Raw genomic sequence first — 21,231 nt, 5'->3', positions numbered from 1 at the left:
CGTGCCCCACAGTTCACAGGTGATAGAAATCAAGCACTGAGTTGATCGTGTCGTTGAGCAGCACGATGTGCTTGCGGGTGATCTTCCAGCTGTCTGCGTCCGCTTTGAGGTGGTAGGTCACATGGCCGTAGAACTGCTCGGACAGCCCTTGCCGGGTGTAGAGCGTGACCCAGGCGGCCTTGACTTCAAGCAAGCCGTTATCGATCTCCTTGATTCGCACATTGCTGATTTGATGCAAGGTGCGCGGCATCGGGTTTGAAGCTGCCGACTTGCCTGTGCGCAGACGAAATACCCGGTCTTCCAGGCCGGAGCGGTTCGAGTAGTAAATCAGCGACATGCCGCGCTTGGGATCGGTGGTGTACACATGCTCCGACTCCCATTGCGGCAGGTGGAATTCGCTCTGTTCATCAAACAGGGCGATGTAGGCGTCCCAATCCTGCTGATCACACAGCTCGGCTTTGCGGTAGAGGAATTGTTCGATGGAATGTTGTAGTGCGCTCATTTCACACCTCCTTCAACTTCAGGGCTTTTTGTGCAAGACCTTGCAGAAGGAAGCGCTGCCAGGATCCGTGCTGATTGATGTAGAGCCCCTCATGCGTGAACTCGGTGCCGGTCAGTACCGGTTTGATGCCCAGAGCCTCGCTGTTCGGGGTGGGGCCTTCGACCCATTTCTCACTGCCGCGGGACACTTCGTTCCAGCGCTCGAGGCGGGCCTGGAATCCGCGTTGGGCTTCGCGAAACTCCACCAGGTCGTCGGGAGTGCCCATGCCTGAAACGTTGAAGAAGTCCTCGAACTGGCGGATCCGGTTTTCCCGATCTGCGTCGGACTCACCCTTGACGCCGATGCACTGGCTGGTGATCTCGGTCTTGTTCCAGGCCACTGGGCGCACGATACGCAGCTGCGAGCTGATCTGATCCATGAAGAACAGGCTTGGGTAGATGTTGAGATTGCGTAGACGATGCATCATCCACTCGGCTTGTTGCTGGCCGTATTCCTTCACCAGGCGCGGCATGACGCTGGCATACCCGGCGCGTACAGTCGGGTTGGGCATGTCGCTGAACAAGAGGCTGTGGCCATTCTTGAACGAGAACCAGCCGTCGTCGGTCTCGGCATCGCCGGCGCCCAACTTGCTGTAGTCCAGCGTGTCGGAGCCGCCGCCCTTGGCCGCGTTGACTTGCTGGCGATGCTGTACCGTGGAGACATAGTTGTAGTGCACGGTGCTGACGTGATAACCATCCAGGCCGTTTTCGTGCTGCAGTTTCCAGTTGCCGTCATAGCTATAGGTCGACTTGCCGGGCAGTACTTCCAGCTCGCCGGTCGGAGACTGCGCGACCATCATGTCGAAGAACACTTTGGCATCGCCGAGGTAGTCTTCCAGCGAGTCGCTGCCATTGACGTCCAGGCTGATAAAGACGAAACCCTTGTAGCTCTCGATCCGGGCCTTCTTCAGGCCGCGGGTTGCTTTGTCGAAACCTTCCGGGTATTCCCCCGGAGCCTTGACCTTGACCAGGCGGCCATCACTTTTGTAACACCAGGCGTGGAACGGACAGGTGAAGGTAGATTGGTTACCTTTGCTGACGCGAGTCAGGGTCGCGCCCCGGTGCTGGCAAGCGTTGATCAGCGCGTGGAGCTGATTGCTTCCATCGCGGGTGATGATCATCGGCTGACGACCTGCGCGCATCGTCAGGAAATCATTGGGATTGGCGATTTCACTCTCGTGGCAGGCGTAGATCCAGTTCTTCTCGAAGATCAGTTCCATCTCCAGGTCGAACAGTTCCGGCTCTGTGAACATGTCACGGGCGACGCGGTAAATACCTTCGGCCGGCCGAAAATCCAGGCAACCCTGAATGTAATCTTGCCACTGCGCAATGCTTCTAGAGCTGTTCATCAGGTACACCCTTTTTGTAGTTTTAGGCACGACCCGATTGAAAGCCTTTCTGTGTGGTGCATCTATCCGGATTCGAGGCGATATCTATCCATTTCTGAGGGGGGGCGGGGGCGCTTTTCGTGAGGACCATCAGGCGAGGGTGTTTTATGCGTTTTCTTGATCATTTTTGCATTATGCGGATAGCGATCCCGGGGCTTTAAACGTAGGGTTGTCGCTAATCTGTAACCATTAGGGTGCTGCGATGAATCTGCAAACTCATGCGGGGTCCGATGTTGATTTTCAAGACATCCATGCGGTGCATCATGACCTGCAGAATGCGCAGGCCTGGATGGTTAATATTTGCGGTCCCCACGAGCTCAAGGCCTCGTCTCCACAACGTCTTCATTTTCAACATGCCGGAAACGTTTTGAAGTCGATGTCTACAGTGATTGGGTATATCGAATACGGTACCGATGTCACTATTGATATTGATGCGTCAGAGCTCAACAGCTACAGCATCAGTCTTCCGATCCGGGGGCAACAGGAGCTTCGAAAACCCAATGGATTGCTGATGTCCGATAGTGATAACGGACTCATCGTGTCGCCTTATGATCAGCAAGAGCTTTCTATTGCAGGTAATTGCCGGAAAATTCAGGTCGCCATCAAGTGTGCAGCCATGCGACAGATGTTGGAGGAACTATTACAGCGACCCACGCAACAGCCAATTGTCTTCGAGACGCGAGTAGGTACAAGTCAGGGCGCGCCGGCGGCATGGTGGCGACTGGTCAGATACCTGCTTGCGGAGATGGATCAGGCGCGTAACTTTTTTGGTCATGTTTCCATGGTTCGTGATATGGAAAAAGCGCTGATAAAGGGCTTGATCTTGTCGCAGCCAAACAATTATTCAAGCGAGTTGGCTGGCGTTTCGCAAAGTCGCTGCCCTGAGTATTTGTTGAAGGCCAAGCAGTTTATCAATGAGCATGCTGGCGATGACGTCGATCTGGACGAAGTCGGGCGGGCGGTGGGCGTGTCTCGCTTCAAACTGCATGATGACTTCAAGAAGTACTTTGGTGTCACGCCAACTGTGTACTTAAAGCGTTTTCGGCTTGAAGCTGTAAGGCAGGCGTTGATGGAAGGCGGCTGCAATGAAAATATTACTGCGGTGGCCATGCGCTGGGGATTTAATCATTTGGGTCGGTTCTCATCCGACTATAAGAAATTATTTTCGGAAGTGCCATCGAAGACGGTTGAGAGAAGTCGCAGTCACTGAGTCTGTGCGAGCTTTTATTATCTATTTTGATTGATTGCGGTCTGATCGCCCGGTAAAGGCGCTTGCGTGGAAAAAATAAGAGAAGAGCATTATGAAAACGGTTGCGCAACTACTTCGTTTAAAGCCAGAAGCTAATCATAAAGTTCACACTGTTCTACCGGGTCAAATGGTTCTGGACGCGATCAGGACTATGGCCGAACGGAACGTTGGTGCTTTGCCGGTCGTCGAGAACGGGAGCGTAATCGGCGTTATCAGTGAGCGGGATTATGCGCGCAAGATGGTGCTTCAAGGGCGCTCTTCAGCGGGTACACCCGTGAGGGATGTCATGAGTTTTCCAGCAATAACTGTGGACTCTCGTCAGAGTATCGAGGCTTGCATGGGGATCATGACCGATAGCCATCTTCGTCATCTGCCGGTTGTGGAAAACGGAGAATTGCTTGGTTTGCTGTCGATTGGCGATCTGGTAAAGGCTTCTATTGCAGAGCAAGCAGACCTGATACAGCAGCTTGAACGGTACATTCGCGGACATTGATTTTTTGGGCAGAACGGTTCGGACGACCGACCGTGGATGTGCTTGTGTCATTTCATATCCCTGGCCTGCACCCACAGCACCGCGTCTTGCGACAAGGGTTTGCCCTTGTGGGTTTTTGTTGTACCGATGTCGAGCGCTGCAATACCCCACCAGCCGGCCCGGGGCAGGCCGATGGTCACGATGCCCTGGGCGTCCGTGTAGGAGCTCAGGGATTTGAATGAAGCTTGAGGTGCCGTTACATAGTCTTGCTGGCCAAAGGCGTTTTTCTCGATATCGACGGAATGGTTGATGTATTCGATTTCGATTTCGGCAAACGGAACGGGCTTGCCATCGGCCAGCACCAAGGCGCGGAACACTCCGCCTGTCCAGTTTGCATAAGGCTTGTTCAGTGGCTGGATCTCAACCGGCAACCCTTGTGGTTCTGCCCAGTTGCCGGGTACGCCGCCCACGTTCACGATCAGCTTGGTGAACTGTTGGATGTAGACGTCTTCCTCGGTTTCCAGGTAGGGCTCGGGCTCGAGTACGAAGATATGGTCACCCAGTGAGCGAACCAACTCCCGCGGAATCGACGCACGATAGGCAGTCGTTTGGTTATCGCGACTCTGCCACTGGACAGGGCGCAAGTATTGGCGCAGATCGATTTTTTCCCCGCCGTGCGAGCTGATGTGGCTAAAGGCGCGGGGTTCATCCATGGTCATGGTGGGGCCGCCGGAGAAGGGATGCGTGAACACCAGCGCGAACTCCAGTTTATCCGCACGCGGCAGCGCCGTTTCCTCGACGTAGAGCATCTGGAAATGGGCCTGTGCAGCGCCTGTCAGGCAACCTAATGTAACGGCGGCAAGTGCCTGGAGCAGTCGTCGTTTGATCGGCATGGTCGATTTCACCTTGAAATGTCGGATGACTGAATCGTGGCTTGATGGTTGTCTCCGCCCATGAACACAACGGAGTATTTCCCGGCTGGGGGCTGGAATGCGTAGGTGTTGTCGGTGCCGACGTTTCCTTCGAGCAACACCTTGTTGCTGGTGTCCTGGACATGGACCTTTCTGCCAGCGGCGGAGCTGCCGTCGGTGTAACCCGCCTCGCACTTCACCAGATCATCGCTCTCGATGTAGCAGTCGAAGACGGGGCCATGAGCGAAGGCTGCCTGGCAGAACACCAGGGCGCCGGCGATCAGTATCCGATGTGCTGAGCCTAGGGGTTTCATAAGGTCTTCGATCTCCACGGTCGAGGTTGATCATTGGAGCGGCGATTTGTGGTCGCCGCTCGTATTGGGGCCAGGTGGCGCGAAGGCCGTCAGTAAGGAATCCAGGTTCGAACTCAGGAGTGCTTCGTACCCGTCGGCCGCGTCGGCGAGCATTCCCGGGTTGCCGGCGTCCAGTATCAACAACCGTGCGCCGCCGTCCTCGATGGCCTTGGCAATCCTGGCGTCCGGTGCCCACTTGTGGACCACCACGTGGATGTCACGCTCGCGCAGGTATCGGGTCAGTGCGGTGCAGTCGGCGTCGCTCCAGTCGATGTCCTGTCGGACGAACCAGCCGTCGACAAAAATCCCGAACTCGCCGAACAAGTAGGTGAACTCATCGGCCAGCGACAGCACGCGCAGATCCGGCACTGCCAGCAGTCGGGCACCGTAGTTGGCCTTGAGCTGGCGCAATCGACCTTCGAGTGCGGCGAGGTTGCGCTCTATCCGAGGCGCATCGGGGGGAGACAGGCGTGCCAGGTCGGTAGCGATAATCGCCGACATGCGCATGGCGTTGACGGGGCCGAGCCAGGCGTACGGCGACAGTCCGCCATCGACGTCGCGTTCGGTTACCCAGGGAACGTCGTTCGATGGCACGCGGGCCACGGCCACTCCGGGCTTGACGGTGTCCCATGAGTGCGAGGCATCGATCTCGACGATTCGCAGATTGTGGCGACGTGCCGTGGTGTAAAGCGGATCCGCGCGCCAGAGGTTGCCCAGGGTAACTACGGCGGTGGCCTGCTGGAACACGGCGGGCTCCAGGCGCGACAGCGCGTTGGCCTGGCTTTCCATGGGCACGGCAGCGTCTGCCGGAAGGCGGACGACCTTGAGGGTTGTGCCGTCGCTGAGCGTCGAGGTGAGCGCATACACCGCCGGCAGTGCGACAAGCACCTGCTGCCTGCCGGTATCCGCGAAGGCAGAAAGCGGATTGCCCAGCAGCAGTACCAGCATCGCTAGCCAGGGTCGACGTGACATGCAAAGCCATTTCATACGCTGGCACCTCTGAACCGGGCCCCGGTAGCGCGGATGACGGTGGTGACGACGAACACCAGGGCGGCGACGATCACGATTGCGCCGCCTGTCGGTACGGGAATGTGAAATTGCATGGGTGCCAGGATGCCGACCACGCAGGAAAAAGTCGCGATCAGGATGGCGCGCACGACCAGCCCCGGGAGCGAATGGCTGATGTTGCGTGCTGCCGCGGCCGGTATGAGCAGAAGGGCTTCGACGAGTACTGCGCCGATGATTTTCAGGCAGGCTACCGTCACCAGGGTGACCAGTACGACAAACAGGTACTCGACGCTTCGCACGCGCACGCCGCGAGCATGTGCCAGGCTCGGATTGAGGCTGGCCAACAGCATGCCGTTGTACATCGGCAGTCCGAGCAGAGCACACGTCGCCGTTACCACAAGCAGCACGTTCATGTCGGTGTAGTCGACCGCCAGGATGGAACCGAACAGCACGCTTTCCATTACGTGCGTGTTGATCTTCGCCGACACGAACAGCAGCAACGAGGCCCCGACCGCCAGCGAGATGGACAAGAACACGCCGATCAGCGTGTCATTGGCCAGCGTGGTGCGGTGCTGCGTGTACTTCAGCGTCAGGGCGAACAGCAGGCAGAAGCCGAACATTGAGAAGTAGGGGGAGGTGTAGGACTCGCCGATCAGCACGCCAATGGCAACGCCGGTCATCGCCGCATTACCGACGGCCTGACTGAAGAACGCCATGCGCTTGATCATCACCATCGAGCCCAGCACGCCCAGTAGCGGTCCGATGAGCACTGCACAGAGCAGCGCATTGATCACGAACTCGTACTCGAACGGTTGCGGCAGGATGCCACTCGCGGCAAGCGCCTGGAGCTGGTTGCGAATCAATTCGTACAGGGCACTCATTGGGTAGCCTCCAGAGGGTAGGCGACCTGGTCGGGCGAACCATGGAACAGCACCCGCCGGTTGATAACGGTCACCGATTGCGCGATGCGCCTGACTTGTTCCAGGTCATGGTTGATCCAGAGGATGGTGACGCCGCGGCCGTTCAGCTCGGCCACCAGCGCCTCCACCAGTCGCACACCCGGTTCGTCGATGCCGGCGGTCGGTTCGTCAAGGATCAGTAGCCAGGGCGCCGGGCTGATCGCCTGGGCCAGCAGCACTCGCTGACGCTGGCCACCGGACAGGCTGCCAAAAGGTTTTGCGCCCATTCCGGCCACGCCGGTGCGCTCCAGCGCTTGGGCATTGGCCGCCTTGGCAGATCGGCTTGAGCCCAGGAAGGCCGGCCTGCGTTGACCGAGAAGGGCCATGATGTCGTTGACCGTCATCGGCACGTTGCGGTCGAAGTCCGGCAATTGCGGGACATACCCCATGGGTGTCGTGACCTCGCCTTCGAACCGGACCGTCCCTGAATGCGGCATCTGGCCCAGCAGCGCACGCACCAGTGAAGTCTTGCCGCCGCCGTTCGGGCCTACCAGGCAGTGCAGCGCACCGGCTTCTACCCGGAAGCTCACTTTGTCGAGCACTTGCGTACCTCCCAGTTGCAGGGAGACGTTATCGAACACTATGGCGGGGCCGCGCATCGCTTGTTCCTCCTTCATCGCGTTCATCGCTGCGTAAACTCAACGGCTTCGGCCAAGGTCTCGAGGTTTTCACGCATCGCCACCTCGAATTCGTCCGGGCTGTAGGTATTACCGGTGATGTGAGACAGCGCGAACACCTTCACGCCGGTGGCTGCCTCGATAGGCTTGGCCAGGTCGAGGGAGAAATTCTTCTCGGCAAAAAGCACACGCACATTGGCCTTCTTGATCGCGTCGATGGTGTTGGCCAACTGGCGCGCAGTCGGCGCGACGCCGTGACGCGGCTCGATCACCGCACTCACGAACAGGCCGAACTCTTGCATCATGTAGTCGTAGCCAGCGTGGGTTGTCGCGCACCGGAAGGAAGACAAATCCAGCGCGGCGAAACGGGTCATGAAGCCGGCCCTTAGCGCCCGGATACGCGCGGCATACGCCAGGGCGTTTTGTCGATACGCCGCAGCGTTGTCCGGGTCCAGTTCCCCCAACCGGCGAGTGATCTCGAAGACCTGTTGTATCGCTGCCGTGGTGGATACGAAGGTATGCGGATTGACCACCTTGACGCCGTCCTGGCCGCCGCCGATTGGAATGAGCGCAACGGAGGCATTGGCCTGGATGATCGGCAGGGTCGCCCCGCGGCCAGCGGCCTTGATGATCTGGAAGGCCCATTCATCGTGTCCGATGCCGTTGACGACCAGAACATCGATATTCATCGCGCGGGTGATGTCATCGGGCTGCGGCTGGTAGTTGTGCGGATTCGCTTCCGCCGGGATGAGCGCAACGACTTCCGCCCGATCTCCAACGATATTTGCCACGAAGCTGTAGTAGGGATGCAGTGTGACGCCGATCTTGAGCTTCTTGCCCGAAGAGGGAGCCGGGCTGGCGAGTGCGATGGCGGGTATCAGCAGCAATAGCGCGATGCATCGGCGCCACAGTGCGCGGTGTTTCATAGAAACGGTCATGGCTGGGTTCCTTTTACGCGTTCGACTTCGCTGGCACCGTTGTAAGGGATGACCTGGCGCCAGCCATCGCCGACCAGCGATTCGGGCTTGACGATGCCAGGGTAGGGCGCGTTCGGGTCGCGGTGGACCCAGATCGTCGCTTGGTTGGCCCACATGACACCGGCATGCGCGTGACCGATGACGAGCAGGTAGGCGCTCTGGCCCGGCGCGCGGCCGCCCGAGCCGTAATAGACCGTAGCGCCCTGGCCCTGGGTGGCTTGCGACACCTTGTTGGCGGTCTGGTCCGGCGGGGTGACAGGCGCATCGGCGTGCACGTCGCCGGAAGCGGCATGCGGCAGGTGAGTGCCAGGCAGAATCAATTGCCACTGCACCTCGCCATTGGTCTTCCAGAAGGCGTCACGGTAGAAGGGCGGCAGCAAGATTTTCTGCGCACGCTCCAGCGTGATCCAGCCGCCGGTATCGTTGTTGAACCAGATGATTTCTTCACCGGCCGGCAGCAGAGCGCTGTGAATCGCCTGATCGACCGCACCCAGGCCATCGAAGGAACGCACCTGCCAGCTCAAGGTTATCGGTGGGCCGACTTTCTGGGGGCGCAGCGTTATATAGCCTGCCACGCTGGCGATGACTGCCAGGGCCGCAAGCAACAGTGCCAGCGATTCCCATCGGCCGGATACCGGGCGCACCACCTTGATTGCGCTGTTTGCGTGATCGCTGGGCATAGCTGCACCAGATGCGCGACGCGGCGATAGACGAGCCATCAGAGAAACGCGATCCAGCGGCCGAGGAACACCACGCCCGCCCACAATGCCAACGAACTGAACCCTGCGACACGCGCCTGGCTGGGAGGCGTTAGCGTTGTGTCCCATTCGGCAATGCGGCGAAAGACGCCCAAATGGAATACCCCCATGTTGAGCCCCGCCAGCAGTAACACGCCCATCTTGCACAAGAACGCGGTGTTCTCGGCATAGGTCGTGGCATTGGCGGCGAACATGAGCAGGCCGGTGATCACGCAAGCCACGAAAGCGACCCAGGTGAACGGCAGCAAATCTTTTATCAGCCGTAGCGCGCTGCGGCGATGGGAGGCAACGCCGAGCAGACGCAAATCGACGACGGCGATGGTCCCGAACACAAGGGCGATGCCGATCACATGCACCGATTCAAGGGTTGGAAAAGCGGAGCCCGACTCTCGGATGAAGGTGGCGACAGAGGTGTCCTGGAGGGCTTGTAGTGTTGGTTGAATGTCCATGGCGAATACCTGGGAGCTTTCGTTGAAAACGCTTAGATCGCGTAGGCGATCCAGCGACCACAGATGATGACGACGCACCACAAGCCGATCGACAGCCAGGCTAGCGCCTTGACAAGAGGAGGCTTGCCATCATGTTGTGCATCGTCGGCAGGGCGCAGAAGGGGGCGCCGCAGAAGCAAGGTCAGCGTGAACGCACTCACGACCAGCGCCATCTTCAGCCAGAAGGTCGAGTTGACGAGTACGCGATCAGGCTCGGCGATGATCATGATCAACCCCGTGAAGAGCAGGACGAGGAGCGCATTGCGCATCCACGGGTAGTACCGGCGAACGACGCCACGCAAGGGCTCGTCCGTGGCGAACACACCCGCCAGCCGAAGATCGGAGATGACCGCAGAGCCGAAGAGCACTGTGATAGCGAGGATATGAATGCTCTGGACGGTGGGTATGATCCAGAGAATGTCCCGGATGGCTGTGCTCAAAGGTGACGCATAGATCCAGGCAATGATGAGTGATGATGACATTTGCTGTTCTTCCCAATGGGTTAGAAGTCTTGAGGCGTTGCGATCGAACGCAGGCCCGCCGCATCTTCTGGCAGTAGGTAGCCTTCCTTTATCGAAAGGGCTTTGGCGTCTTCGAATTTCTGTTCGTAGTTGCTGAAGCTTCCATAACGCTGGTCAAGCACGTCCTTGGAGTAAGGCACCTTGGTGTCGTAGATCAGTCCGCAGCCGGTCTCCTGATCCGTGAGGTAGGTCGCACTGGGCACCTGGATCCACGGTGGGCGTACGCCCCCTTGCAGGTTGCCGGTAACAGGGTCGCGCGCGGCGGTCTTGCCATCGCGGGCGACCCGCGGAGCATTCGGCATGGGTTTGCCTTGGCGCACCCATTGGTCCATGCGATCCAGGAGCGCCGAGACGACCAGCTCCGCCGGTTCGTCGTACAGCGTCCGGCACCGTGGGTCGTCGCCCTTGCCGATGTCGGCAGCGAGCTTTTCGGTATGCTCCGTACCGAGGTCGGCCAGCCGCAGGTGCGGCATGCCGGTCACTTCGTAATAGCGAATCTGCGGGCTGTCGGTGTCCGGCGGCAGGTTGATGCCTTCGATCACGTCGTGCATCAGTTCGGACTGGCTGTAGACGGTCACGAACGGCACGCCATCGGGCGTATGGCGCGGCACCCGGATGACGTCGCCGCCCACTTCTCCGTAGGCCATGCGGCCGGTCATGTAGGCATCGATCAGCGGCCTTGCGTCGGGCATACGCCATTGCTGGTGCCGGCCCTGGTCGAGGTAGTCCATCCAGACTTGCGCGGTCACGGCCCAGCTATTGACGTAGATGCGTTGAACATCGAGACCGGCCAACGGGCTTTGCGCTGCATTGGTTTTCAGCAGCAACGCCAGTTGCGCCCCGATGCCCTGGGACTGTGGAGCAAACGGATCGGGAGCTTCACCGCGGGTGAAGTGTTCCGGGTCGTAATAGGTGCCCAGCGGCGCGTAGCGTGCAAAGTCGAAGCGGCGCATGAACTCGAAGTTCACGATCCGTCCGTACTGAGCGATCTGCTCGGCCTCGGCAGCCGGGGTGTCCGAGATGAACTTGGGATCGACTGGTGGCTTGTTCACATTCAGCGTGTACCCGACGTACGCGTAGCCGCGACGCAGCAAATAGTCGCGGGTCAGGATCCATCCCGCGGCGCGCTCGCCGAACCAGCTGAACGGCTCGATCACGACCGTGCCATTGAAGCGCGCGGGGTCAGCCGGTTTGCGCACCAGAATGCGTGTGGTGTAAGGCGCCTCCAACAGGGTTTTGCCCGAGGCGGTAATGGCCGGGGCAACGCCTTGCAGGTAAAACTCCTCCTCGATGTAGCCGTACTTGTCGAGGTCGCTGTATTCGGTGCCCGGGCGTTTCGCCGACGAGAGCGGTGGCTTGCCGGAGGGCGGCACCGCGATGGCCGTGGGCATGCGCGGCACTTCTGCGAATGTGTTCGACGTGAGGATCAGCAACAGCAGGGCGCTTTGCAGCGTCGGCCGCAGGATGCTGAAGGTTGTCAGTCTTTCCATTTGGTCAGCTCCGATGGCGATTAATGGCGACTTCACTCGAGACTGAGGGATGCCTTGCCCTCTTTATCGATCACGATCTGATTGTTCTCGCAGACATACTCTTGAATGGCGTAGTTGGACCGTTTGTACTCGAACGTGAAGCGATACGGGGTCTTGAGCACCTGCGGGTCCTCGATCACGACCTGGTTCTCCAGGTGATCCGGCGCCGTCAGCCTGATGCGTTCGATGATCTTCATGTCCTTGCCGTGTGGAACGTCGTAGAAACTCACGTCCGTTCGCACCCGTTGTGTTTCCACGACGAGCGTGTCGCCTTCCCAATGGCCGCGTGAATGGCCTTGATATTTAGGGTCCAGGGTTTCTTTTGCAGGCATCGCTTCGTTCAAGAGAATCCGGCGGACCTGCTGGAGATACTCACCGAGGACAACCACTTGCTTGTCGTCGTGAATGATCTGGATCGGAAAAAGCGCCGCCATCAACGTTGGCATTCCCTCGGGCAGGCATCTGGAACTTGTTGTGGCCAACGGCGTTCCGGCCTCGTTCGCAGCGGCTTGTTTCTTCTTCAGCGCGACGTATTCGTCGGCATAGGGCGCCTTCAGGTCCATCGGTCCGCCTGGGTGCACCGGGTTGTCGGGGTTCTCACCGAACCAGTCGTCCGGGGTTCGTTCCCAGGTGCCGCTGATGTCGGGGCGTGCGCTGACGCTGTGTTTGTCGCTTAGAGGTTTGGAAGGTGTAGCGGCGTTGCACATCCCGGCGACAGTCACGAGGGCGATGCCCAGGACGATCATTGCCGTGTTCAAGGTTCGTGTCGGTTTCATTGAAACGTCTCCACGCTGCTGGTCTGGTCCGGTCGGTTAGGTCGTCATGAAGCCAGGGAAGGATTTCTCATCCGCCGCCCGTGAGTACGACGTCACCGATCTTGATCTCCACGAGCAGCCCTCCTGGCTCACCGTTTTTCAACGGTTTGAAGGACACCTCGGCAGTCTCGCCGGCCTTGATCGACTCAGCGGTCCAGCCCGTGCGCTGTAACGCGTTGACACTGCCCGTTTCGATCTTGAATCGCTGGGCCGGCGGGCCGGGTGTATCGAGGTAAATCGTGATGTGAGGATTGCTCCAGGCAAAGCGCTCGACGACACCCTTGATCGAGACGGTCTGGGTCTGGTCGAAAAGCGCGAACGAATGGTGAGCACTGGCAACAGGTGCCAGGGCACTGCAGGCGAAGAGGGTCAGAAGACAAAGCCCCTGACGTAACAACGGGGAGGGTGACAAAGGGGTCATGACAGGTGCCTCGGTTCTTATGGTTCTTATGGGCCCAGCATAGGGGGAGTGCGCTCAGAGGCCGTAGCCCAAAACGGCAACCATTGAAGGCGCTGAGGATGTTTTGCAGTGGGGGAGGTATCGCGCGAAGGGATGGGTGGCCAGCCCCTTGAAAGTGCTGATTTGGGTTACCGCTTGCGCGACCCAAGCCGGAACACTCATGGCTCGCCTCATAAATATAAAAACAGGAGAGACGTCATGCGCACCCTCAGTTACGCCCCATTACTTTCGCTGGTTGCACTCTGTACATTTGAGCCGCAGGCACACGCCTATCAGCTCTACAACGAAGACGATGGTGGAACCGTTCTGAACGCCGACCTTTCGGCGGGGTTTGGCTGGTTCGGCAGCGAGAAGAACTACATCGGTGACCCGCAGAGGGAGCCCGGCGGGATGCGGTGGCAAGAAGGCTTCGCCAAGTACGGTCTCAACGGCACGACAGACAAGATCAATGCCGGTTCGATCTATGGCGGACTCAGCTGGATCAGCACGGGGTCATGGGGCGACGGGGACGCGGGTGGGGTCACCGCCGGGGATGAAAGGAGAACGGCTGTGGAAGACGCCTACCTGGGCTGGAAGTCAGGTGATCTGATTCCTGCACTGGGCAAGGACGGCGTTGATTTCTCTTTTGGCCGGCAGCTCGTTACGGTGGACGGCTTCCTGATCACTGACGACGGGTTCGCCCCCGGGAAGGCCTTCAGCCCTATCGAGGGCGTAAGGGATGGCCGGTTCAATCGCGGTGGCGCCTTTTACCTTGGCCCGCGGTTGGCATTCGGGAATACGGCAGTCTTGAAACTGGGTGGTCAGGAGGGCCTGCACGGTAGCCTGATATGGCTCAAATCCGATAACCCCGGGCAGTCGAAGACCGAAGTGGCTGCCGCCACCCTCGACTACACGACGCCCGTCGGCTCGATCGGTTCGACGTACGTGCACGGTCTGGATGTTGACGAGCGATATGCCTTTGGTGATCGGCTTGAGCGCAAGGGCATGAACATCTACAGCATTCGTGGGCAGGGCAATGCCGGGATCGAGAATGCCGACTTTGCGTTCGAGGTCGCACGTCAGGAAAAACGCTCGGGCTCACAGCGGGCGATGTTCTTCGAAGCGGGCTACACCTTTGCCGACACCCAATGGCAACCGACGGTGAGCTATCGATATTCGCGCTATTCCGAAGGTTACGACTTTCTGTTCCAGGGAGGTTTTCGCAAGCGATACCAGGGTGAAGTCGCCGCCAATTACGCAGGTTCAGTGACCTCGAACATGGCGATCAACGACGTGCTCCTCTCAGTCAAGCCGACCGATAAATTGACCCTTAACGCAATGGCCTTCAACTACCACCAGCTCTCCCGTACGCATGAGCAGGACTTCGCTGCACGTGAGGTCGACCTTTTTCTGGATTGGATGGTGACGGATAACGTCACACTCTCGCCTCTGGTCGGCTTCTACAAGCCCGAAAAGTGGCTCGGGGACGGTGGTCTGCAGAGCGGGAGCGCATCAACGAACACTTACTTCCAGTTCATCGTCTGGATGACGTTCTGAGTCGCCGCTCACGCCGTAACGACGAAGGTTTGTTGCCGGTATCTTGATCGGGGGCGCCACCCGCGGTGGCGCATTCCCGATGGGAGGTCGCCAGGCAACAGGCGATCGAGGAGGGGCCAGGCTAGGTGGTTTTTTTGCCGACGAAGCCCATCTCGATTGGGGTCTTTATGTAGAACACAGAGATTTCCTCAGCCTCCAGCCTCTTGAGCAACCTTTCGGATTCGTCCTCGGTAATAGCCATGCGAATCTCCGTAGGCTGATCCGCGAGTTCAAAAAAATGCGAAGAGTGCAGTCGACCGGTGTGTCCAAAACCCTCGATAGCCGTAGAGAGAGTCGCACCACGCAGCCCCATCTCCTTGGCCACATCGACGATCCATTCGCCAAGCATCTTTCCCTGATAACGGCGGTTCTGTTGAGTGAAGAAAATCACCAGAAAACCTTTCATTTTCATCTCCTCATCGCATGCCAATGATTTGATAGGACAAAAGCCCGGCAGCGGTCATCACCAACGAGCCTACGACGTGCAATGAAATTGAGCCGAGCGCCCAGAGCAGTCTGCCTTCCTGGATCAGGGCAACTGTTTCGGCCGAAAACGTAGAAAAGGTGGTAAGCCCACCGCAGAAACCCGTGATGATCAGCAGGCGCCACTCAGGACTCAAGGTGGGTGAGGCGGCCAAAAACGCGATAGCCAGGCCAATGATGTAGCCCCCGACCATGTTCGCGACCACCGTGCCCGGGGGAATCGTGGGGAACAGGGCGTTCAGCTTCATGCCCAGGAGCCAGCGCAACCAGGCACCAAGTGACGCACCAACGGCGATAACTGCGAGTGATTTCAGCATGGCGGGCTCACCTCGTCAGACCTGGGCCAAACTGATAGCAGGTAAGCACAACAGAACTGAAAACTTCAAGAACCCCGTACGCAAGTGACTGTACCGGGCCCCCTCAGGTCAGAGCCACGAAGGCGTGGACATCTTGCGCCCACGCCTCATCAAGTTACAGCATGCGGCGCAGGACGTCGTTTCGAGGGTCCCGGTCGTAAAACCGGTGTTTGAGGGCGCCTACGACATGCAACAGGATCAGTCCGAGCAGGGTGTAGGCGAGCACTTTGTGCAGCCATTGGAAGACGACGAACCAATTGTCATTTTTCGGAAGGAGCTCCGGCAGGTTGACCCCAAAAAAGAACACCCCGTCGCTCATCGTGTAAGTGCTCGACATTGAGTAGCCCATCAACGGCACGATCACGACGAGCGCATACATGACACGCTGCGTAAGCCTTGACAGGAACCTTTCATAACTTGCCAGCGTTTCCAGCGGCTGCGGAAGCACGGGGGTCCGAAAGCGCAGGGCGATCTGGGTCAGGACAACCAGAAACACCAACAGCCCAAAGGATTTGTGCCACGGGTAATAGAGCTCGTACTTGCTCGCCACTTCGTCATTCAGACCGGTCATATGCCAGCCTGCCCAGAGGAGGCCTGCGATGAGTGCGGCACGCACCCAGTGCAACATTCGCAGGGACGTCGGATACCGATCGGTTGTTTGTTGATCTATCGGGTTCATCGCAGTCTCTCCATTGATTATCAACGGCATCAGGGATGCACTTTTGAACGCTAACCCTCGCGGCACAGGGGCCGGAGGGTTATTCGGTCAGGACAGGGATCGTGCTCAGGAAGGTAGCAGCACGGTGATGACTTTCTCCTCGGTGTAGGCCACCGCGCCGGCAAACCCGCCTTCACGGCCGATACCGCTGGTCTTTACGCCACCCCAGGGCAGGTTGGCGTCCAGCGGACTCCAGCAGTTGATACCCACGGCACCGGCCTTCACCGCAGCGGCTACGCGGTGCGCTCGCACCAGGTCGGTCGTCCAGACCGTGGCCGCCAGGCCGTAGGAGGAGTCATTGGCCAGTGCGATAGCTTCCTCTTCGCTGTCGAACGTGATCAGCGTGCCGACGGGCCCGAAGATTTCGTCTTGGGCGATCGCCATGGCGTTGTTCGCGTTGGTGAAGATCGTCGGCCGGACAAACCAGCCCTGTTCAGGCGTCGATACACCACCGGCCAGCAGCGAGGCGCCTTGGTCTATTCCCAGTTGGATGTATCGGTTAACGCGATCGAATTGCGCTTTCTTGGCCACCGGTCCCATCTGTACACCGGGCTGGCGAGGGTCGCCCACGTTGACTGCCTCTGCGGCATCGGCCAGCGCTGCGCCGAAGCGATCTGCGATGCTGCGGTGCACCAGGATGCGCGAGCCGGCCGCACAGACCTGGCCCTGGTTGGCGAACAGGCCGAGCGCACACCCGCGCAGCGCGTCTTCGAAAGAGGCATCGTCGAAGACAATCTGGGGGCTTTTGCCGCCCAGTTCCAATGCCACGCGCTTGAACAGCACACCGGCGGTGCGCTGGATTTCGCGTCCGGCCTCGGGGCTGCCGGTGAAGCTGATCTTGGCAACGAGCGGGTGTTCGCACAAGGCGCGACCCACCTCATTGCCGTAGCCGGTGACCACGTTGATCACACCGTCAGGGAAGCCCGCTTCCTGAGCCAGCACCGCCAGGTGCAGGGCAGACTGCGGCGTCTCTTCCGAAGGTTTGATGACCACGGTGCAGCCTGCCGCCAGCAACGCGGCGAGCTTCCAGACGGTGATCATCAACGGAGAATTCCAGGGAACGATGGCGCCGACCACACCCACGGGCTCGCGTACCGTGTACGAAAGAGTCTTGGTGCCGAAGTAGCCACCGGTGGGAATGGTGCGCCCTTCCAGCTGGTTGGCCCAGCCAGCAGCGGCACGCAGGTTGGCGATCGCGTTGGGCAAGTCCATCCGGCGCGGTTCGATGGGTGAGCGACCGATGGCGTTGGCGTCCAGATCGGCCAGCAATTCGCTGTCGCGTTCAACCAGGTCAGCGAGTTTCGATAGCAGTCGACCGCGCTGGGCGCCGTCGAGCTGGCTCCAGGCGCCACCCTCAAGTTGGCGGTGTGCGGCCCCCACTGCGCGGTCCACGTCCTCAGTCGTGCCCTGTGCGGAACTGCCGTACACCTGTTCTGTCACGGGGTTGACGAGGTTTATGCGACGGCCGTCGGAGGCTTCGAAGGACGCGCCTTCGATGAAGTGATTCAAGTGCTCAGTCATTTTGCGGTCCATAAGTGATGTGCAGTGGTCGGGTCATGCCTCAAGGGAAGCCAGGGCGTCGCCGAAGATGTCCAGTGCCTTGAAGAACAGCGAGCGTGAGATCGTCAGCGACGGCATGACTCGCATCACGTTGCTATAGCGACCACAGGGAATCATCAGCACGCCGTGGTTCAGCAGGTAGCCCATGAGCTGGCCGATTTTTTCGGGCGCCAGGGGAGCCTTGGTGGCTGGGTCTTCAACCAGTTCGATACCGATCATCAGGCCGCGGCCGCGGACTTCAGCGACGAACGGGCTGTTGAAGCCACGGATACGTTCCTGCGCCTCCAACCCCAGGGTGTGCGCACGGTTGAGCAGATCGAGCTCCGGGTCCTGCAGGATGCTGATGTTGGTCAGCGCAACCGCCGCAGACAACGAGTTGGCGGCAAAGGTGTTGGGCATCGATCCGTCAGGAATCGCCGCCGCCAGGTCCGAACGCATGATCAGGCCCGCCATTGGCAGGTCGCTGCCGATGCCTTTGCCGAACGTGAGCATGTCCGGCTTCACGCCCGAGTGCTCGACCGCCCACATCTTGCCGGTGCGCCCTGCGCCGGATTGCACTTCATCGACGATCAGCAGCGTGCCGCTACGGTCGCATGCTTTGCGCAAAAGCTGCAGGAATTCTGGTGAAGGAGGCACGTAGCCGCCTTCGCCCTGCACCGGTTCCACAATCACGGCAGCCACGTCATCGGCGGCGGTGTAGGGGGTGTTCAACAGGTAGTCCACATATTCGCCGGCGATCTGCTCGGCGCTTTTGTGAGTGGTGTCGAAAGGGAAACGGTAGGCGTAAGGGTAGGGGGCGTGAATCACCCCGCCCATTTGGGCTCCGTAACCCTTGCGGTATGCCGTACCTGTCGTCAGGGAACCCGAGGCGTTCCACACGCCGTGGTAGCCTCCATGAAAGGCGATGATCTGGTGCCTCCCGGTGATGCGTTTGGCGAACTTGATGGCTGCTTCAAGCGCATCGCTGCCGCTTTGCGTGAAGAAGGTGATGCAGTCGCCACGCAAGCCGTCGGGCGCGATCTCGGAGAGCTTGGCCGCCAGCTCGGTGCGCCGGGTGCTGTTGACCTCCAGGGCATGCATCAGCACTTCGGACTGTTCGCGGATCGCCTGCACCACCTTCGGATGGCAGCGGCCTACGCTGCTGACGCCCACGCCGGCGGACAAATCGATGTAGGTGTTGCCATCCGGGTCTTTGAAGGTCGCGCCGAAGGCGCGGTCCATGGCCACAGGCATGCGTCCGCCGCCGCGCGCCATCGACTCGGTACGCGCCGACAACGCCAGGGCCTCGCTGGTTTTGGGGCCGGGAAGTGTGCTGGAGGTAATTCGCGGGGCATCCGCGAAATGGAGGGATTCAAGTTTGGCTTCACTCATGACGTTCACTCTGGATGTCGATTTAAGTGTGCTGATCATCTCCGTGGTGTGTGTATGGCCGGTAGCCCGAATTGGCATATGAGTGGACCGCCCTGAGCGCACTGTCCAGTGAATTTAAAATCTCATAAAGAATTGTGCAAAATTCTCACTATGTGCGAATATCGCATAGGAAGGCGATCTAAAAACAAGAATATTGGCAGAGGCTTTCGACATCATGAAAAATCAGACTATCAGCCATTTCAGAGACGTCCATGTCCATGCGGCCACCGTCCAGGAGTGGAACCAGGACTACAGTCAGCTAACGGCAGGCTCGACTGAGAGTTCGCTGATGCAGTTGTCGACGGCGGGTGTCCACGTCTTTCTCGAGCAGATCAACCAGCGTGTCGTGCAGCACGGCGTGGCTCCCCGAGGCAAGATGTGCTTTGCCGTGCCGATCACCACCCCGGGTTCGATTCGGATGCAGGGACGGGAGGCGGACGATAGCAGCCTGTTCTTTCTTCACGGTGGCGAGGAGTTCATGTTCCATATGCCGATGGGCATGGAGCTGCTGTCCATCACCTTCGAACGTGAATTGTTCGAGCAGGCGTTGGCGCAAACGGCTTCGGCGAAGGAGGTCAGCCTGTTGCTGCGTCAGCCGGTGATCAGGGTTTCCACGCCGCGCTTTGCAGACGCTCGTCGCCGATTGCTGGCGATGTTCTCCCAGGCCCTGGTGTACGAAGAACTCGACAGCACGCGAGATCGGGAGCGGGAGCTGGCGCTGGAACAGGCGATGCTCGGCGAGTTGCTGCAACTCATGGCCGACCCGGCTTGCGACAAGCAACAACGCTCCGCAAGCTCCACGCGCAGCTTCATTGTCGAGAAATGCCACCGTCTGGCGACCGCGGAGATGATCGACGTGCCCAGCGTGATCGAGTTGTGCCAGCGACTCCAGGTCAGTCGGCGTACCGTGCAGAACAGCTTTCGCTCGGTTGCCGAGACGACGCCGCTGAATTACTTGCGCTCTGTGAGGCTCAACGGTGTACGCCGGACCTTGATGTCCACCCGCGCGTCGCATCTCTCGATCGGCGATGCCGCTGCCCAATGGGGCTTCTTTCACCTCAGCCATTTTGCGGCGGAGTACCAGGAGCTGTTCGCAGAGTTGCCGTCCCATACCCCCCGCGCTGCCATCACCGGTTGCGCTCATGCCTGAACACCCGCCCGCTGAAAGCAGTGTGGGGTGACCGTTGGCTTCACAAGGATGTAGAGAAAGATGAATAGCCTGCGCCGTCTGCTCATGGTCTTCGACCTGTTTCGCCCGGAACAACCGGTCATCGATGTGGACATCATTTGCCGGGAGCTCGGCTACACGTCCGCCACCGCCTATCGTTATCTGCGCGAACTGGGCGACGCGGGCTTTTTGAAGCGATTGCCGCGTGGTTATGCGCTCGGCCCGCGAATCGTCACGCTGGAGCATCTGATGACGAACTACGATCCGTTGTTGGCATGCAGCCGGGATCTGGTCGACAACCTGGTCGTCGACACCGGCCTGGATGCGCTGGTCAGCGAGTGGCATGGCGACTCCGTGGTCAACGTGCTGATCCATCGTGGCTCCGATGCTGGACCGGTCGGTAGCGGCAGGGGGCGGTCGATCGATCTTTTCCACAGCGCGACCTCCCGGGTCGTACTGGCTTATCTGCTACCGCGCCAAATCCGACGTGTTTACGACGCGCACGTGAACCCATCCGAATTGCAGCATCTGGGGCTGGAGTGGAAGCCGTTCATCAAGAGCCTGCTCGCCATCCGCAAGCAGGGCTACTGCATCAGCGAAAGCGAGCTGCACCCAGGACGCAGTGGCGTCGCGGCGCCGATCTTCGACGAAAAGCAGCGCGTCCTAGGGAGCATGACCCTGGTGGGGCGCAGTGAGCGGTTCGGTGCGTTTCAGCAAGGCTATCTGTGCGACCTGGTGACCGGCGCGGCGTCAGAACTGACGGCGCGTCTCGCTTCGCAGTGAGGTCAGGCAGGCGGATGGCGCTGTTCAGGTGATGGCGTAACAGGTTACCGATTTGGGATACCGGGGCGTTCACGGTGAGGCATAGGATCGAATCCAGCGTGCGATAAAAGCGACAAGCTCTATCGGTGACGGT

The 21,231-nt window shown here is 59.5% G+C and carries 24 protein-coding genes; 5 read left to right on the top strand and 19 right to left on the bottom strand.

The window, feature by feature from the left end:
• Nucleotides 1–13: 13 nt before the first annotated feature.
• Nucleotides 14–502: an anthranilate 1,2-dioxygenase small subunit gene (antB, locus tag AC07VO_RS05860; RefSeq protein ID WP_064617270.1), complete on the bottom strand. Its 489-nt coding sequence runs from the start codon at nucleotides 500–502 to the stop codon at nucleotides 14–16.
• A gap of 1 nt (nucleotide 503) precedes the next feature.
• Nucleotides 504–1,889, bottom strand: coding sequence for an anthranilate 1,2-dioxygenase large subunit (gene antA, locus AC07VO_RS05855; protein WP_064617272.1), 1,386 nt, complete (start codon nucleotides 1,887–1,889; stop codon nucleotides 504–506).
• A 241-nt stretch (nucleotides 1,890–2,130) separates the two neighbouring features.
• Here antA and AC07VO_RS05850 point away from each other — a divergent pair, with 241 nt between their 5' ends.
• Both AC07VO_RS05850 and AC07VO_RS05845 read left to right on the top strand, forming a co-directional pair.
• Nucleotides 2,131–3,138 carry an AraC family transcriptional regulator gene (locus AC07VO_RS05850; protein WP_064617274.1) on the top strand — a complete coding sequence of 336 codons (1,008 nt, stop codon included), beginning with the start codon at nucleotides 2,131–2,133 and terminating at the stop codon, nucleotides 3,136–3,138.
• 91 nt (nucleotides 3,139–3,229) lie between these two features.
• Nucleotides 3,230–3,670, top strand: a complete 441-nt coding sequence (locus tag AC07VO_RS05845; RefSeq protein ID WP_192351193.1) for a CBS domain-containing protein — start codon at nucleotides 3,230–3,232, stop codon at nucleotides 3,668–3,670.
• Nucleotides 3,671–3,717: 47 nt separating this feature from the next.
• Here AC07VO_RS05845 and AC07VO_RS05840 read toward each other — a convergent pair whose 3' ends face one another.
• From AC07VO_RS05840 to AC07VO_RS05785, 12 genes are all read right to left on the bottom strand, one after another.
• The gene (locus tag AC07VO_RS05840; RefSeq protein WP_019649044.1) at nucleotides 3,718–4,542 is read right to left on the bottom strand and encodes a DUF4198 domain-containing protein; all 825 of its coding nucleotides are present in this window, start codon (nucleotides 4,540–4,542) and stop codon (nucleotides 3,718–3,720) included.
• An 8-nt stretch (nucleotides 4,543–4,550) separates the two neighbouring features.
• Nucleotides 4,551–4,874: a hypothetical protein gene (locus AC07VO_RS05835; protein WP_026331603.1), complete on the bottom strand. Its 324-nt coding sequence runs from the start codon at nucleotides 4,872–4,874 to the stop codon at nucleotides 4,551–4,553.
• A 30-nt stretch (nucleotides 4,875–4,904) separates the two neighbouring features.
• Entirely contained in the window at nucleotides 4,905–5,861 is a 957-nt protein-coding gene (locus tag AC07VO_RS05830; protein ID WP_192351197.1) for a metal ABC transporter solute-binding protein, Zn/Mn family, read from the bottom strand.
• A 35-nt stretch (nucleotides 5,862–5,896) separates the two neighbouring features.
• Nucleotides 5,897–6,802: a metal ABC transporter permease gene (locus AC07VO_RS05825; RefSeq protein WP_018927830.1), complete on the bottom strand. Its 906-nt coding sequence runs from the start codon at nucleotides 6,800–6,802 to the stop codon at nucleotides 5,897–5,899.
• Nucleotides 6,799–7,506 carry a metal ABC transporter ATP-binding protein gene (locus tag AC07VO_RS05820; protein WP_064617283.1) on the bottom strand — a complete coding sequence of 236 codons (708 nt, stop codon included), beginning with the start codon at nucleotides 7,504–7,506 and terminating at the stop codon, nucleotides 6,799–6,801. The genes AC07VO_RS05825 and AC07VO_RS05820 overlap by 4 nt, the downstream gene beginning before the upstream one ends.
• Entirely contained in the window at nucleotides 7,503–8,435 is a 933-nt protein-coding gene (locus AC07VO_RS05815; RefSeq protein ID WP_064617285.1) for a metal ABC transporter solute-binding protein, Zn/Mn family, read from the bottom strand. The genes AC07VO_RS05820 and AC07VO_RS05815 overlap by 4 nt, the downstream gene beginning before the upstream one ends.
• The gene (locus tag AC07VO_RS05810; RefSeq protein ID WP_018927833.1) at nucleotides 8,432–9,154 is read right to left on the bottom strand and encodes a DUF6162 family protein; all 723 of its coding nucleotides are present in this window, start codon (nucleotides 9,152–9,154) and stop codon (nucleotides 8,432–8,434) included. The genes AC07VO_RS05815 and AC07VO_RS05810 overlap by 4 nt, the downstream gene beginning before the upstream one ends.
• 38 nt (nucleotides 9,155–9,192) lie before the next feature.
• Nucleotides 9,193–9,681: a DUF6644 family protein gene (locus AC07VO_RS05805; RefSeq protein ID WP_018927834.1), complete on the bottom strand. Its 489-nt coding sequence runs from the start codon at nucleotides 9,679–9,681 to the stop codon at nucleotides 9,193–9,195.
• Nucleotides 9,682–9,713: 32 nt separating this feature from the next.
• Entirely contained in the window at nucleotides 9,714–10,202 is a 489-nt protein-coding gene (locus AC07VO_RS05800; protein WP_192351201.1) for a DUF6644 family protein, read from the bottom strand.
• Between the two features lie 20 nt (nucleotides 10,203–10,222).
• Nucleotides 10,223–11,731, bottom strand: a complete 1,509-nt coding sequence (locus tag AC07VO_RS05795; protein WP_019649039.1) for an alpha/beta hydrolase domain-containing protein — start codon at nucleotides 11,729–11,731, stop codon at nucleotides 10,223–10,225.
• A gap of 32 nt (nucleotides 11,732–11,763) precedes the next feature.
• Entirely contained in the window at nucleotides 11,764–12,546 is a 783-nt protein-coding gene (locus AC07VO_RS05790; RefSeq protein WP_192351203.1) for a hypothetical protein, read from the bottom strand.
• A 67-nt stretch (nucleotides 12,547–12,613) separates the two neighbouring features.
• Nucleotides 12,614–13,006, bottom strand: a complete 393-nt coding sequence (locus tag AC07VO_RS05785) for a DUF6152 family protein (RefSeq protein ID WP_019649037.1) — start codon at nucleotides 13,004–13,006, stop codon at nucleotides 12,614–12,616.
• Nucleotides 13,007–13,243: 237 nt separating this feature from the next.
• On the opposite strand from AC07VO_RS05785, the gene AC07VO_RS05780 reads away from it, so the two are divergent.
• Nucleotides 13,244–14,581, top strand: coding sequence for an alginate export family protein (locus tag AC07VO_RS05780; protein ID WP_192351205.1), 1,338 nt, complete (start codon nucleotides 13,244–13,246; stop codon nucleotides 14,579–14,581).
• 121 nt (nucleotides 14,582–14,702) lie between these two features.
• On the opposite strand, the gene AC07VO_RS05775 is transcribed toward AC07VO_RS05780, so the two are convergent.
• The 5 genes from AC07VO_RS05775 to AC07VO_RS05755 form a co-directional block, all read right to left on the bottom strand.
• A complete protein-coding gene (locus tag AC07VO_RS05775) occupies nucleotides 14,703–15,026 on the bottom strand; it encodes a DUF190 domain-containing protein (protein WP_019578582.1) in 324 nt (107 codons plus the stop codon).
• A 10-nt stretch (nucleotides 15,027–15,036) separates the two neighbouring features.
• Nucleotides 15,037–15,420, bottom strand: coding sequence for a fluoride efflux transporter CrcB (crcB, locus tag AC07VO_RS05770; RefSeq protein WP_064617293.1), 384 nt, complete (start codon nucleotides 15,418–15,420; stop codon nucleotides 15,037–15,039).
• A gap of 154 nt (nucleotides 15,421–15,574) precedes the next feature.
• A complete protein-coding gene (locus AC07VO_RS05765) occupies nucleotides 15,575–16,138 on the bottom strand; it encodes a cytochrome b (protein ID WP_018927842.1) in 564 nt (187 codons plus the stop codon).
• A gap of 105 nt (nucleotides 16,139–16,243) precedes the next feature.
• A complete protein-coding gene (locus tag AC07VO_RS05760) occupies nucleotides 16,244–17,698 on the bottom strand; it encodes an aldehyde dehydrogenase family protein (protein ID WP_026286552.1) in 1,455 nt (484 codons plus the stop codon).
• Between the two features lie 33 nt (nucleotides 17,699–17,731).
• Nucleotides 17,732–19,108, bottom strand: a complete 1,377-nt coding sequence (locus AC07VO_RS05755) for an aspartate aminotransferase family protein (protein WP_018927844.1) — start codon at nucleotides 19,106–19,108, stop codon at nucleotides 17,732–17,734.
• A gap of 214 nt (nucleotides 19,109–19,322) precedes the next feature.
• Between AC07VO_RS05755 and AC07VO_RS05750 the strand changes: the two genes are divergently transcribed.
• Together AC07VO_RS05750 and AC07VO_RS05745 are read left to right on the top strand one after the other, a co-directional pair.
• Nucleotides 19,323–20,297, top strand: a complete 975-nt coding sequence (locus AC07VO_RS05750) for a helix-turn-helix domain-containing protein (RefSeq protein ID WP_192351207.1) — start codon at nucleotides 19,323–19,325, stop codon at nucleotides 20,295–20,297.
• A gap of 60 nt (nucleotides 20,298–20,357) precedes the next feature.
• Nucleotides 20,358–21,098 carry an IclR family transcriptional regulator gene (locus AC07VO_RS05745; RefSeq protein WP_018927846.1) on the top strand — a complete coding sequence of 247 codons (741 nt, stop codon included), beginning with the start codon at nucleotides 20,358–20,360 and terminating at the stop codon, nucleotides 21,096–21,098.
• The last annotated feature ends 133 nt before the right edge of the window (nucleotides 21,099–21,231 follow it).

This window comes from Pseudomonas sp. GW821-FHT03E01, from assembly GCF_059420765.1.
Note: the sequence above shows the minus strand (reverse complement) of the source record. Positions and strands in the feature narration are given on the sequence as shown.